This window comes from Rhodococcus sp. NPDC047139 (genome assembly GCF_040643435.1).
In the GTDB taxonomy this organism is placed as follows: Bacteria; Actinomycetota; Actinomycetes; order Mycobacteriales; family Mycobacteriaceae; genus Rhodococcus.
Map to the genome: position 1 here is coordinate 1 of NZ_JBEYUH010000032.1, position 11,983 is coordinate 11,983.

Annotated in this window: 12 protein-coding genes and 3 pseudogenes; 7 read left to right on the forward strand and 8 right to left on the reverse strand. The window is 65.5% G+C overall.

All coding sequences use genetic code 11. The annotated features are described in order from the left end of the window. Positions 1-162 precede the first annotated feature (162 nt). From ABZ789_RS22295 to ABZ789_RS22305, 3 pseudogenes are all read left to right on the forward strand, one after another. Positions 163-331, forward strand: a pseudogene (locus ABZ789_RS22295) (transposase); the annotation flags it as partial. 147 nt (positions 332-478) lie between these two features. Continuing rightward, positions 479-760 (forward strand): annotated as a pseudogene (locus ABZ789_RS22300) (IS21 family transposase); the annotation flags it as partial. A gap of 32 nt (positions 761-792) precedes the next feature. After that, a pseudogene (locus ABZ789_RS22305) lies at positions 793-1,283 on the forward strand (ATP-binding protein); the annotation flags it as partial. Positions 1,284-1,511: 228 nt separating this feature from the next. Here ABZ789_RS22305 and ABZ789_RS22310 read toward each other — a convergent pair. Further along, positions 1,512-2,822: an alpha-hydroxy-acid oxidizing protein gene (locus ABZ789_RS22310; RefSeq protein WP_358428744.1), complete on the reverse strand. Its 1,311-nt coding sequence runs from the start codon at positions 2,820-2,822 to the stop codon at positions 1,512-1,514. 123 nt (positions 2,823-2,945) lie between these two features. On the opposite strand from ABZ789_RS22310, the gene ABZ789_RS22315 reads away from it, so the two are divergent. After that, positions 2,946-3,608: a class I SAM-dependent methyltransferase gene (locus tag ABZ789_RS22315; RefSeq protein ID WP_358428747.1), complete on the forward strand. Its 663-nt coding sequence runs from the start codon at positions 2,946-2,948 to the stop codon at positions 3,606-3,608. Between the two features lie 115 nt (positions 3,609-3,723). Here the strand turns inward: ABZ789_RS22315 and bla are convergent, their stop codons facing one another. Beyond that, positions 3,724-4,560 (reverse strand): class A beta-lactamase, encoded by an 837-nt coding sequence (gene bla, locus ABZ789_RS22320; RefSeq protein WP_358428750.1) that lies wholly within the window; start codon positions 4,558-4,560, stop codon positions 3,724-3,726. Positions 4,561-5,583: 1,023 nt separating this feature from the next. On the opposite strand from bla, the gene ABZ789_RS22325 reads away from it, so the two are divergent. Together ABZ789_RS22325 and ABZ789_RS22330 are read left to right on the forward strand one after the other, a co-directional pair. After that, complete coding sequence (locus ABZ789_RS22325) at positions 5,584-6,387, forward strand: glycoside hydrolase family 19 protein (protein ID WP_358428753.1); 804 nt, start codon at positions 5,584-5,586, stop codon at positions 6,385-6,387. Positions 6,388-6,445: 58 nt separating this feature from the next. Continuing rightward, positions 6,446-6,997, forward strand: a complete 552-nt coding sequence (locus ABZ789_RS22330) for a dihydrofolate reductase family protein (RefSeq protein ID WP_358428756.1) — start codon at positions 6,446-6,448, stop codon at positions 6,995-6,997. 35 nt (positions 6,998-7,032) lie between these two features. On the opposite strand, the gene ABZ789_RS22335 is transcribed toward ABZ789_RS22330, so the two are convergent. From ABZ789_RS22335 to ABZ789_RS22355, 5 genes are all read right to left on the reverse strand, one after another. Beyond that, positions 7,033-7,737, reverse strand: a complete 705-nt coding sequence (locus tag ABZ789_RS22335; protein ID WP_358428758.1) for a DUF899 family protein — start codon at positions 7,735-7,737, stop codon at positions 7,033-7,035. Positions 7,738-7,882: 145 nt separating this feature from the next. After that, positions 7,883-8,284 (reverse strand): TIGR03668 family PPOX class F420-dependent oxidoreductase, encoded by a 402-nt coding sequence (locus tag ABZ789_RS22340; protein ID WP_358428761.1) that lies wholly within the window; start codon positions 8,282-8,284, stop codon positions 7,883-7,885. A 71-nt stretch (positions 8,285-8,355) separates the two neighbouring features. Next, positions 8,356-8,679, reverse strand: coding sequence for a pyrimidine/purine nucleoside phosphorylase (locus ABZ789_RS22345; RefSeq protein ID WP_358428764.1), 324 nt, complete (start codon positions 8,677-8,679; stop codon positions 8,356-8,358). Then, positions 8,676-9,110, reverse strand: coding sequence for a hypothetical protein (locus ABZ789_RS22350; protein WP_358428767.1), 435 nt, complete (start codon positions 9,108-9,110; stop codon positions 8,676-8,678). Before ABZ789_RS22350 ends, ABZ789_RS22345 begins: the two co-directional genes overlap by 4 nt. A gap of 1 nt (position 9,111) precedes the next feature. Beyond that, entirely contained in the window at positions 9,112-9,531 is a 420-nt protein-coding gene (locus ABZ789_RS22355; protein ID WP_358428770.1) for a VOC family protein, read from the reverse strand. A 93-nt stretch (positions 9,532-9,624) separates the two neighbouring features. Here ABZ789_RS22355 and ABZ789_RS22360 point away from each other — a divergent pair, with 93 nt between their 5' ends. Continuing rightward, the gene (locus ABZ789_RS22360) at positions 9,625-10,569 is read left to right on the forward strand and encodes a WYL domain-containing protein (RefSeq protein ID WP_358428773.1); all 945 of its coding nucleotides are present in this window, start codon (positions 9,625-9,627) and stop codon (positions 10,567-10,569) included. 25 nt (positions 10,570-10,594) lie between these two features. Here the strand turns inward: ABZ789_RS22360 and ABZ789_RS22365 are convergent, their stop codons facing one another. Then, positions 10,595-11,878 (reverse strand): competence/damage-inducible protein A, encoded by a 1,284-nt coding sequence (locus ABZ789_RS22365; RefSeq protein ID WP_358428776.1) that lies wholly within the window; start codon positions 11,876-11,878, stop codon positions 10,595-10,597. Between the last annotated feature and the right edge of the window lie 105 nt (positions 11,879-11,983).

Consider the following 11,983-nt stretch of genomic DNA (forward strand, 5'->3'; position numbering starts at 1 on the left):
GGCCGGTTGACGCCGGTTGAGTTCGAGACAATCATGACCACACCAGCCGCACAGGCTGCGTGACCGTAACTGTCACCCGATCGTGCAGCAGTCCCAGTCGAACGAGCGCTGACCTCGGTAGTGGCCACCCTCCTACCTGCTCGGCGCCTCCACACCGGATGGAAACTCGTCGACACCCTCGGTATCACACAGCGTGTCGAAATCGCAGGTCAACGTCATGGTGAAAGTGCTCGACCAGCAGGTCGAGGACTTCCGCAACCGCCCACTGGATGCCGCCGCGCACACCTTGGTCACCGCCGATGCCCTGGTGCTGAAGGTCCGGAAGAACGGGCCTTTCGTGCTGACGCCTTGACTGCAGGACGGCTCTACGATTTGCTTCTCCAATCCCAAGTGCCGAGCAACTCAACCAGTTACCGAGCATTTGTAATGCATTGTCTAAGAAAACGGCTCATGAATTCTTCGCGCAACATAGGCGGTGCGCACGGCCAGTCGCTATGGCATCACGGCAGCGAAGTAGTGCATCGCGGGAATCCGGCCGCCGTCGGAGCTGGAGATCCTGTTGGCGTTCCGAGCCGCGCATGGGACCGACGCGTTGGTGGTGGCGTTGACCCGGGCGGTCGCATTCCGGCGGTTCAAGGCCGCCGACGTGCGGTCGATCCTTGCCGTCGGTGCGGGCACGCCGCAACCCCGACCGGCGGGGGACGCGTTGATTCTCGGTCTGCCGACCGCCCCGACCCGATCACTGGACGCCTATGCCGTTCGCCCCTCGTCCGTTGATCATCAGGTGCGATCATTACCGACAACTTCACCACCGCCACGACATCGACGGCCGGTATTGCTGCACGGCAGTCGGTTCCCCAGCTCGCCGCCGATCTCGACGCTGCGTTACGCAGGTTGAAGTTGGCGGCGATCCGGCGGGTCGCGCCGGAAGTGCTGCTGACGGCGAAGACGCAGCGTTGGACACCGGAAGAAGTCTGCGGACCTTGGTCGAAGCCGAGATCGCAGCCCGCGATGCCTCGAACATCGTCCATCGCCTCAAGGTGGCTGCGTTCCCGGTGACGAAGACGTTGGAGTCGTTCGACGTCACCGCCTCGTCTATCCGGCCGAACGTGGTCGACTATTTAACGAGCCTGGATGGGTTCGTGCACAATCGAATCTGGCGATCATCGGGCCGGCCGGGATAGGAAAGTCGCACACCCCTGATCGGGCTCGGGATCGCCGCAATCCACGCTGGACACAAGGTCCGCTACTTCAGCGCCGCGGACCTGGTCGAAACGCTCTATCACGGGCACGCGCCGCCACCGCTGCACTCACCACAGATGTCGCAAGCGCGACCAGCCTCGGTGTCGGCGCTGGCCGGACGAAGATGCTTCGGGTCGCGTCGCTCATCACCGTGCTGCGGCACGGTGCCGATCGTGTCGTTCATCGTGCCGCAGGTTCTTCCGTCCGGCAGCGAACGGTCCGGATATCTCGGCGGAGGACCGACCCACGCTACGGTTTCCCGGCGGATTTCAGAAGGAGGGATTCGGCCGGACGAACCCTTCGTCGATGTCGGCGATCGAGCGGGCGCCCGTCAATGCCATGGTGAGGTCGAACTCGGCGATCACGTTGCGGATGACCTCCTCGACTCCCCGTTGCCCCGCGATCGCCAGCCCGTACATATAGGGTCGGCCCAGCAACACCGCGTCGGCGCCGAGCGCGAGTGTGACGAAAACGTCGGATCCGCTTCGAATTCCACTGTCCAACAACACTGTCGGATCAGGACCGATCGCCGCCCGGATGTCGGGTAGGGCATCGAGCGAAGCTATGGAACCGTCGATCTGGCGGCCCCCGTGATTCGACACCACGATCGCATCGACACCGAGATCGACAGCGCGACGCGCGTCGTCGGGATGGAGGATCCCCTTGAGCACGATCGGAAGTCGTGTCCGCTCGCGCAGGGTCGCCAGATGTTCCCAGCTCAAACCTGGATTGGAGTAGATATCGAGGAATGTTTCGGCGGCGGCACGTGGCACGGGGGAGCGCAGGTTGTCGAAGAACTTGCCCGGATGGTTACGCGTCATCGAGATCAGCGTGCGGATGGCGCCCAGGGTGACCTCGGGTCGCTGCGCGGCCATGTCGCGTGCCGCGTCGATCCGCTGCCCGACGACAGCGCGGAAGCGCGGATCCGAGGTGTACTGGGCGATCCCCTCGCCGCGGGCGAACGGCAGTGAACCGAGATTCAGATCTCGAGGACGCCATCCCAGCATCGTCGTGTCGAGCGTGACGACGACGGCTTCGGCGCCGACCGTTTCGGCCCGGTGCAGCAGGCTGTCGACGAGTTGCTCGTCGGAGCTCCAGTACAGCTGGAACCAGCGGGAGGCCGAACCCATCGCGGCGGCGCAGTCCTCCATCGGATTGCATCCCTGATTGGAGAAGATGTACGGCACTCCCGTGGCTGCGGCCGCGCGCGCGATGGCCAGATCGCTGTCCGATGCCATCAATGCACCTGCGCCGATCGGCGCCAGCAGTAGCGGTGACGACAGTGACGTTCCCGCCACGGTCGTACGCAGATCGCGCTCGGTGACACCGTGAGCCATGCGCGGGACGATCGCCCATCGGTCGAAGGCGCGCCGGTTGTTGCGCATCGTGCGTCCCTCACCGGCACCGCCTGCGACGTATGCCCACGCCCGTTTCGAGCCGGCGCGACGCGCCGCGCGCTCGAGATCGTCGAATGCGGTCGGCACCGCCGGGCGACGGCCCAGAGCGCCGTCGCGGTAGACGACCGACTGACGTTCACGGCCCGGACCGGCGGGCACAGCGGAGGCAGTGGTTTCGGTCACGAGTTCTCCTATCGAGCACGGTGGCGTTCCGATCCTTCCTCACCGAGGCGGATGAGGAAACCATCCGTGGCTGCGCTACGAACCCAGCGTTGAAATCCGGGCAGCGGGCGTACCGTCGACGTCATGACCGAAGACGGCCCGCTCCTGCCGTGGGACGACATCTATCGAGGCACTGCCGAAGGCTTTTCGGGCCCGGTGCCGTGGAACATCGGTGAACCGCAACCCGAGATCGCCCGATTGATCACTGCAGGCAGGTTTCGCAGTGACGTACTGGACGCCGGGTGCGGATATGCCGAGACGTCCCTCAGCCTGGCGGTTCAGGGGTACACCGTCGTCGGCCTCGATCTGTCACCGACGGCCATTGCAGCAGCGCAGGCCGCAGCCACGAGCCGGGGATTGACGACGGCCAGCTTCCGAGTAGCCGATATCTGTTCGTTGACGGGCTTCGACGGCCGGTTCGCGACGATCGTCGACAGCACTCTGTTCCATTCGCTTCCCGTGGACAGGCGGCGCGATTACCTGCGCGCTGTCGCCCGGGCCGCGGCCCCGGGGGCGTCCTTCTACATCCTGGCGTTCGCAAAGGGTGCCTTCCCTGACGGTCAAGGCCCGAATCCGGTAACCGACGAAGAACTGCGCGAGACGGTCGCCGAGTTCTGGGTGGTCGACGACGTGCGGCCGGCGTTCGTTCACGCATTGCTCGGCGAACAGGACGGCGCGAACTGGGAGCGCGACGACAAGGGCCGATCGATGCTACCGGCGTGGCTGTTGTCGGCTCATCTCGGCTGAGAGGCCGGCACAGGTCTCACAGCGAGACCGCTTCGGACAAGGTCCCCCTGGTAGGGGGAACGGGGTGATCGGGTGTCCGGATGGTCCCTCGAACCTCGAGACCCGAAACGGCGCTCTATCGGATCCGGTCGATGGCGGCTGCCGCTGCACCGGCGATGAGCGCATCGTCGTACTCGGCATCCTGCTCATCGCGTGAGGAGAGCACCGAGATGACGATGGGGGCTCCCTCGGTCGGCCAGACCACGGCCAGGTCTCCGCGCGATCCGTACATTCCGCCGCCCGACTTGTCCGCGACCGTCCAGCCCTCAGGGAGTTGGGCCCGTACCAGGGTGTCTCCGGTCTGTGTGGCCGTCATCCAGTCGGTCAGCGTGGCCTTCTCCTCCTCATCGAGAGCGTCGCCGAAGACGTACTCGCGCAAGTTGCTCGCAGACGCCCGTGGGGTCGTGGTGTCGCGTGGGTCGCCGGGCAGTGCTTCGTTGAGGTCCGGCTCGATGCGCGAGACCGTGGTTCCGGCGTCGCCGAGGTCGTCGAGCTGTTCATCGAACGCCTTCGGTCCACCGAGTTCGGCGAAGATGAAGTTCGCGGCGGCGTTGTCACTCCGGGTCAGTGCGGCCTCGCAGATTTCGGCGAGAGTCATTCTCTGCCCGACTCTGGTCTCGGTCACGGGGGAGTATTCGACGAGGTCCGAGGCGTCGATCTCGACCGATTTCTCGAGACCCGACGTGCCCGTCTTGTCGAGAAGCGCGGCGGCGGCCAGCGCCTTGATCGTCGAGGCGTAGGCGAACCGTTCGTCGGCTCTCCATTCGAACTCGCGCCCTGTACCCGTATCGACCGCGTACACACCGACTCGCGCGTCGAATCGGTCCTCGAGTTCGGTGAACACCGAATCGGCGGCGGTCGTCTCCGGAACCGACGTCGTCTCACGAGCCTCCGCAGCGCTCTGGTCGGGCACCCCGCAGGCTGGGAGCAGGCAGAGACCGAACAGCATTACGGTTGCGGAGCGGAGCCGATTGCGAGAACGGGACGTGACGGGGGAGCTGGACTGTTCGGCCAATGTTCTCCATTCGGTGACAGTGGGGCTCATTCGATCGGCGACCACGAGCACCTGCCGTCGCGTCGAGTGTTCGGAGATCGGTACCCCACCCTGTTTTCTCCGGGCGTCGGATGTCCCTGGACGGCTGGTCGCCATGACGTCGAATCGATGATCAGAACCTAGTCGTATTCGGCGCTTCGCGCAGCGCCGACGCGCGCAGACTCGGGTTCGGGCATCCACTTCGCTACCGCACCCGACAGCCGATTTTGCTCGCGCCGACCACCGGGAGTCCTCGATCGTCAGTCGTGACGTCGTGACCGTGCCGCGGGCAACCGGCCGATGTTCCCGGCGTTTCTCCGAGACAGTGGTTTCTCCTGCTTCTTGCGCGCGCGTTCCAGTTGTGAAGGTCTGATAAACGTCCTGGGTACAGCTGTCGGCAGATCGGCGCGAGCGTGTGTATTCAGTCACGAAAAGATCACGCCGTACTTTGTGCTCGGCTCCAATATTCCGGAGCGGTCAAGGTTGCCGCGCGACTGTGGCTTGCTGTCACGTCCATCCGGGCGGAGCTCGTGTCGCATTGTTGCCTCGAGCGCCGGGTGTGTCAAAGGTATTGCAGTAGAACCATTTTGGCATCCATTCGAATGTTCGTCGTGGGGGTCGGCCGAGCTTGGTCCGTCGTGGCGAGCTGCGCATTCGAGTCGTGTGTCAGAGGGGGTGTGGCAGGGCCGCAGGGACAAGGGTGTGTTCCGTAGCACTTACGGCATATCGGAATGGCATCCCACACGATCGCTTGAAAAGCCTCTTACCTGCGACGTTATCTGGTTGTGACCAAAAGGCCACCCGATAGAGACCTCTTCGGGGAAGAAATGATCTCTTTTCGGTAACGACCGTGGCCCCGTTCGGAGGCCGAACCGCACTTCGGCCGATCTTGGAGCACGACCAATGTCAGTTTCATCTTCGCGCCGTTTCCGCGCTGCCATCGCCGCGGCAGCCGTCCTAGCCACCGCCCTCGGAGCCGGTACCGCCGCAGCCGACGCCGACCCTGCTCCTACCCCTCAGACTCGCTTCCACGAGCCTCGCGAGCTTCTCCGGGCGTTGAACGTCGACGAACTCGCCGCCAGCGGATGGACCACGGCGAAGGACTCGGAATCCGACGATCCGGCGGCACCTTCGGGGGAGGAGCCCGCGCCCGCCGAGCCTGCGCCAGGGCCCCCGCCACCTGTCACCCATGAAGATCTGGCACGCATCGTGCCGGGTATGCCCCCCGAGAAGATCGACCAGTACCTCGCACCTCTGAACGATGCCATGATTCACCATGGCATCGACACCCCGGTCCGCCAGGCGGCGTTCATCGCCCAGCTTGCGGTCGAATCCGATTCCTTCCGCACCTTCGAGGAGTACGCGTCGGGGCATGCCTACGAAGGTCGAGCCGACCTGGGCAACACCCAGCCGGGAGACGGCGCGCGCTTCAAGGGCCGCGGTGCCATCCAGGTCACAGGTCGCCACAACTACGAGAAGGTGAGCGAGCACACCGGAGTGGATTTCGTCGCAAATCCCGAGTTGCTCGCCGCGCCGGAGAACGCCTTCACGACTGCAGCCTGGTACTGGACGTCGCGCAACCTCAATGCCGTCGCGGAGAACGAGGGGATCGTTCGGGTGTCCGAACTCGTCAACGGCGGCCACAACGCCCTCGATCGGCGGATCGCCGACTTCCAGCGGGGTCTTGACGTGCTGCTCCAGCCGTAGTTCCCTCCTGGGCCTCAGAGTCCGATGAGTTCGGGGCACCCCGGAGGTCTACCCCGCCATGAGGACATTGACCTATGGCTTCGGAGTAACCCTGGACGGCTACATCAACGACCGCGACGGCAGCATCGACTGGGCCGACCCGGATGAGGAACTGCACCAGTTCCACAACGACCGGTACCGCGCAATCGAGATTTCGCTACACGGGCGCCGACTCTACGAACTGATGGCCGACCACTGGCCGTATGTCCCCGAAGATGCGTCGCCGATCGAACGCGACTTCGCCGACCTGTGGACCCACAAGCCCAAGGTCGTCTTCTCCCGGACGCTCACCGAGGTCCAGTGGAACAGTCGGCTGGTCAGCGACAATGCGGTCGAGGAGATCCGCAGGCTCAAGGCCTCGGGCGACGGCGTCATGGAAGTCGGTGGCGCGAACCTCGCGGCGTCGCTGATGCCGTACGGGCTCATCGACGAGTACCAGCTGTTCGTCTCCCCGGTGGTGCTCGGCGGAGGCACACCGATGTTCCCGGACATGGACAAACGTCTTCGGCTTCGACTGGTCGAGACGAGGCCGTTCGCCACCGCGACGATGCTGCGCTATCGGGCCGACTGAGTTCCCCTCCCGCAACGGAACAGGGGTGATCCCGGTTACCGGCCGTCGGCGCTCGGGCCGTACAGCCGTGCCACATCGGGGGAGTCGAGCCATTTCGAGTAGGTAGGCGATTGCGGCCAGCCCTCCGGCGAGTCCTGCCATTCCTCCTGCCGCCCCCACGGAAGGATATCGATCAGGGCGAAGGTGTAGCTGAGCTGCTCGGTTCCGCGACCCGTCGTGTGCCAGGTGCGGTAAACCTTGTCGCCGTCGCGAAGGAAGACGTTGACCGCGAAACCTCCGCCGGGTGGTGCGTCGACGTCGGCGCCGAACGAGCTTTCCGAGGACGAGTACCAGTCCATCGTGTTGCCGACCTTGGCCTTGTACGCCAGCGCTTCCTCGATCGGACCGTTGGTGACGATGACCATGCGGGCGTCGTAATTGTCGAGGATTCCCAGCCGGGTCCACTGCGAGGTGAGACCCGTGCAGCCGCCGCACTGCCACTCCGCACCGTCGGACCACATGTGATGGTAGGTGATCAGCTGCGATCGACCCTGGAACACATCGGCGAGCCGGATCGGGCCGTCCGAGCCGATCAGCGTGTAGTCGGGCAGTTCGACCATCGGTAGCCTGCGCCGCTGAGCTGCGATGGCGTCGAGTTCGCGGGTGGCGGCCTTCTCCCGTCGTCGCAAGTCGTCGAGGGCGGATTGCCAACTCCGCTGGTCGACGATCGGAGGAAGGGCGCCGGTGGTCTGCTGGGTCATGGTGTCTCCCTGAGTCGGACGAGATCGTTCGTCAGTGCTGACCGTCCGCACGACCGGAATTCATCGCATGCGCGTCAGCGGCGACCCTCCACTACCGCGGCTTCGGTAGTGCTGAAGCGCACCCCGCCAGGATGTCTGGCCCTGTCTACGCCGACCACGACCGCCAACGCAGGCGGTCGACAGTGATGACCGGCCCCGACGGCCGCTTCGCCAGATACTGCGGATACTTGCGGGCGAGCGCGTCGATGCCGGCGGCACCCCTAGCGGTGTCGGCGGCGTGGATGGTGGCGATGCCGTCGATGCGGATCCACCACAGTTGAGACCAGTCGTCGCTGTAGTGGTCGACGAGTACGCACACCCGGGAGTTCTCGGCGATGTCCGTGAGGCGCCGCAGATGCCGGGTGCCTTTCGGCTTGTCGTCGACACAGGTGTGGATCACGCCCTCTTCGAGGGTGAAGACGATCGGTACCAGATGCGGCTCGCCGGACCCGTCCGCGGTGGCCAGTCGGGCCACGCGGGCGGCGGCGACGCGGCTGTGGACGTCCATGCGCCTCACGGTAGCCGCGGAACTGCTCGCCGTGATCGGATCGCCCGGTTGTCGGAGCCGAACGGGCTGTGTCAGCCGTAGTGGCAGACGTAGCTGACTGCTTCGGTGACCTCGATATCGAACGAGGAGTCGCCGGGCACGGAGAAGGAGTCGCCGGCACCGTAGGAGGTCCAGTCGTCACTGCCGGCCAGGCGGACGCGGCACGCGCCGCTGTGCAGCTCCATGACCTCCGGCGCGGCGGTGCCGAAGTTGAGGGTCGCGGGCAGGATCACACCGGCCGACTTACGGGTTCCGTCCGCCAGATGGAAGTTGTGGCTGACGCACTTGCCGTCGAAATAGACGTTGGCACGCGGGTCGAGCGTCACATTGGCGTAGGTCGAAGTCGGCTCACTCATGAGCTGGAGCGTAGCGAGGCAGCTCGGAGCCGCCGGTCGGAGGGGTCGGTCGACGCGCCGGCGGATGTTGCCCGGACGTCGGAAGCGCTCTGCCATGTGCCCTTCTTCTTGGCGAGGTCGATGGCAGCCTGTCCGGTCTCGGTCATCAATCCCTGGGCCACCATGCGGGCGGCGCGCTCGCGGTTCAGCGCGCTCCACCTGCTCTGCGGTCGTCGGGGAGTGAACCGCAGCCGCGAGCTGTGCTCGTCGTGCTTGCGGTGAAGGCTGTCGATCCAGCCGTAGCAGAGCGCGTGCTCGATCGCCTCGTGATAGCGCAGGCTCGGGGCCGCGCTGTTCTTGTGGTAGATCACCAGCCAGACTTCGGTCTCGGATTGGCCGTGGGTCTTGAGCCATGTGCGCCACACTTCGACGCCGGTCCCGATGACGTCCATGTCAGGCTCCCTTCACGGAGGCGACGACGTCGAGATAGTGCTGGTTGTACATCACGCCGAGCACGTTGCCGAACGGGTCGATGACCGATGCGGTGACGAACCCCTCGCCGCGCTCGGTGATGTCCTGGTGCGTCGTGGCTCCCATCGACAGCAACCGCTTGTACGCGACGTCGATGTCGTCGACGGCCCAGTATGTCAGCGCCGTGCCGACATCCGTGCCGGCCGGTCCACGAGCAGTGAATCGGCTGTCGAGAAACCCGAGTTCGTGTTGGAAGTCGCCGGTGCGGAATTCGACATAGGCGGGTGTGCCGGCGGCCTCGCGCTGGAAGTAGGGCTCGATGCCCAGCAACTCGCTGTACCAGTCCACGGCAGAACGGAGATCGTCGACGACGAAAACGGTGGTGGTGAGTCCTCGAAACATGGGGGTGGTTCCTCTCTTGTGGCGGTTCGCCAAGACTCACTCTGGCAGTTGAAGTGCTCATCAATTGATCACTTTTTCGGGGATAGTGAATTCATGCGCGCAGACCGGCTCGTGGCTGCCCTCCTGTTTCTCCAACATCGCGGGCGGGTCACCGCTGCCGAGCTCGCGGAGGAACTCGAGGTGTCGCTGGCGACAGCCCGCCGAGATCTCGAGGCACTCGCGGCAGCAGGTATTCCTGTCTATCCGCAGCCGGGACGCGGTGGCGGCTGGTCACTCGTGGGTGGCGCCCGCACCGATCTCAGCGGGCTGTCGGCCACGGAGACGCAGGCGCTGTTCCTTCTCCTCGGCCCGGCCGCGTCGGACTCGGGGGAGGCCAAGACCGCCCTCCGCAAACTCGTGCGTGCACTGCCGCAGACCTTCCGTGCCGACGCAGCCGCAGCTGCAGATGCCGTCATGAGTGACCGCACCGCTTGGAGTGGGCTCGAGCGTCCACGCCCGGGCATCGTCGACCTGCTGCAGAATGCCGTGGTGGCGCGTCGGAAGGTCCGGCTCACGTACGCCAACGCGATGCGGCAACAATCGGTGCGCCTCGTCGACCCCTGGGGGCTCGTCGACAAGGGCGACACCTGGTACCTCGTCGCCGGCACCGAGCGCGGGCAGCGCACCTTCCGGGTGGACCGGACCATCGAGGCGGAGTCGAGCGAGGAGCCCGCGGAACGTCCGGACGATTTCGCGCTCGACCGTGCTTGGCGCGAGGTGGTCGGTGAGGTGGAGCAGAAGCGTTCTCGAACCTGGGCGAGCGTGCTCATCGAAGACAGGTACGTCCCGATCCTGCGTGACCACTTCGGTCGCCACTGTCATGTCGATTCCGAGCTCGACGACGGGCGCAGTCGGGTGCGAATCGCTGCGCCGACACCGCTGGACATCGCCCGTAATCTCGGGGGCTGGGGCGCGATGGTGGAGGTGCTCGAACCCGTCTCGGTGCAGGCCGAGCTCGCGCGAATCGGCGCCGAGCTCGCGCGGCGCTATTCCCGCTGACGGGAGGGCGGGATCAGAAGCGCGCTCACTGTCGTTCGAGCTGTGCGACAACCAGATGCAGTGCAGCGGTGGTGGTAAGGGTTCGGACCCGTTCGCGGTCTCCGGGGAAGCGGCGGGTGACGGTGTACGTCGGCCGTCCGTCGATCGAGACGCCGAAGCAGACCGTGCCCACCGGCTTTTCCGCGGTGCCACCGCCGGGGCCGGCGATCCCGGTGGTGGAAACCGCGACGTCGGTTCCGAGACGGCGTCGGGCGCCTTCGGCCATGGCTGCGGCGACCTGTTCGCTCACCGCCCCGTGCGCGGCGATCATGTCGGCCGGTACGTCGAGCAGATCGGACTTCGCGTCGTTGGAGTACGAGACGACCCCGCCCATGACATAGGCAGACGATCCGGGACGTGCGGTGAGCCGTGCAGCGATGAGCCCGCCGGTGCACGACTCCGCAGTCGCGATGGACCGGCCGTCGAGGGCGTCGATCAGCTGGTCGTCGATGGTCGAACCGTCGGTGGAGAAGATCCGGTCGCCGTGGTGGTCGGTGAGAACAGCGAGAAGGTGGCGATAGATGTCCGCATCGCGGGTGGTGTATCGGGTGACCATGTCGAGTTCACCGTGGCGAAGACACGTGGTGATCTCGAGTCGGTCGAGGTCGGCGATCTCGGTGTCGGCGTGGCGCAGGGTCTCGGCGAGTTGTGCTTCGTGCAATCCGTAGGCGCGCACGGTGTCCTGCCGCAGGTCGGCCGCCCGGGACAGAACCTCGGCGACCGGAGGTGAGGCGACTGCGCTGTGCCACATCGCCTGCAGTTCGCCGGGCGGTCCGGGCAGGATGACGATGGTCGGGACGGGCCGGTCACCGGCTACAGCGGGGATGACCACGCCCGGCGCTGTGCCGGTCGGCGGCACGGCGGAAGCGCCGACGGGGATCTGCGCCTGCTTGCGGATCCCGACACGCGTAGGCCCTGCGTCGAGGTCCGGGATGTGCGGGCGGAAGCGGCGGATGATGTCCGCGATGTGGTCTTCGAGTTCTGGGTCGAGCAACAGTTCACGATCACAGAACTCGGCGACGGTCGCGACGGTGAGGTCGTCGGCGGTGGGGCCCAGACCACCGCTGGTGACGATGAGGTCGACGCCCTGATCGGCGAGGAAGCGCAATTGTGCGGTCAGGTCGGCGGGACGGTCACCGCAGATGGTGATGTGGGCGACGTCGACGCCGAGTGCCAGTAGCTGGTCGGACAACCACGGCCCGTTCTGGTCGGCGATCCTGCCGGTCAGTACTTCGGTTCCGGTCACGATGATTCCCGCACGCACGCTCACGGCGTCGAGCCTAGGGCATGTTTCAAAAGTGATCTTGAACCGCGTTTCCGTCAGAAGGAGTGTCGCAGTCGTTGAATGAGTGAGGCCTCCGGTATCTGGGTTTAG

Bases quoted from the DNA above. Each gene is read 5' to 3' on its own strand.
- ABZ789_RS22315 (WP_358428747.1), top strand. From the start codon at position 2,946: ATGACCGAAGACGGCCCGCTCCTGCCGTGGGACGACATCTATCGAGGC.
- ABZ789_RS22325 (WP_358428753.1), top strand. From the start codon at position 5,584: ATGTCAGTTTCATCTTCGCGCCGTTTCCGCGCTGCCATCGCCGCGGCA.
- ABZ789_RS22330 (WP_358428756.1), top strand. From the start codon at position 6,446: ATGAGGACATTGACCTATGGCTTCGGAGTAACCCTGGACGGCTACATC.
- ABZ789_RS22335 (WP_358428758.1), bottom strand. From the start codon at position 7,737: ATGACCCAGCAGACCACCGGCGCCCTTCCTCCGATCGTCGACCAGCGG.
- ABZ789_RS22340 (WP_358428761.1), bottom strand. From the start codon at position 8,284: ATGGACGTCCACAGCCGCGTCGCCGCCGCCCGCGTGGCCCGACTGGCC.
- ABZ789_RS22345 (WP_358428764.1), bottom strand. From the start codon at position 8,679: ATGAGTGAGCCGACTTCGACCTACGCCAATGTGACGCTCGACCCGCGT.
- ABZ789_RS22350 (WP_358428767.1), bottom strand. From the start codon at position 9,110: ATGGACGTCATCGGGACCGGCGTCGAAGTGTGGCGCACATGGCTCAAG.
- ABZ789_RS22355 (WP_358428770.1), bottom strand. From the start codon at position 9,531: ATGTTTCGAGGACTCACCACCACCGTTTTCGTCGTCGACGATCTCCGT.
- ABZ789_RS22360 (WP_358428773.1), top strand. From the start codon at position 9,625: ATGCGCGCAGACCGGCTCGTGGCTGCCCTCCTGTTTCTCCAACATCGC.